This is a genomic window from Brevibacillus reuszeri (genome assembly GCF_002897295.1).
Lineage (GTDB): Bacteria > Bacillota > Bacilli > Brevibacillales > Brevibacillaceae > Brevibacillus > Brevibacillus reuszeri_A.
On the sequence record NZ_BEXF01000156.1, the window covers coordinates 1 to 322 of the forward strand.

Consider the following 322-nt stretch of genomic DNA (forward strand, 5'->3'; position numbering starts at 1 on the left):
CCTGGCAACGTCCTACTCTCCCGGCTCCCTGCGGAGCAAGTACCATCGGCGCTGGAGGGCTTAACGGCCGTGTTCGGCATGGGAACGGGTGTGTCCCCTCCGCCATCATCACCAGACTATATGAGAGTTGTGGGGTCCCCGGAAAGTACTCGGACTAAGCTTCAACGCTTAATCGTCACTTTTTGGGGTGCAATACTTCTCTCAAAACTGAACAGCGAATGTGCGTTAATCGTCGTATCTCCATAGAAAGGAGGTGATCCATCCGCACCTTCCGGTACGGATACCTTGTTACGACTTCACCCCAGTCATCTACCCCACCTTC

General features: G+C 54.3%; 2 rRNA genes. Both read right to left on the reverse strand.

Annotated features, from left to right (window positions below):
- A 5S ribosomal RNA gene (gene rrf, locus C3B52_RS35960) occupies positions 1 to 116 on the reverse strand; the annotation flags it as partial.
- 130 nt (positions 117 to 246) lie between these two features.
- A 16S ribosomal RNA gene (locus tag C3B52_RS35965) occupies positions 247 to 322 on the reverse strand; the annotation flags it as partial.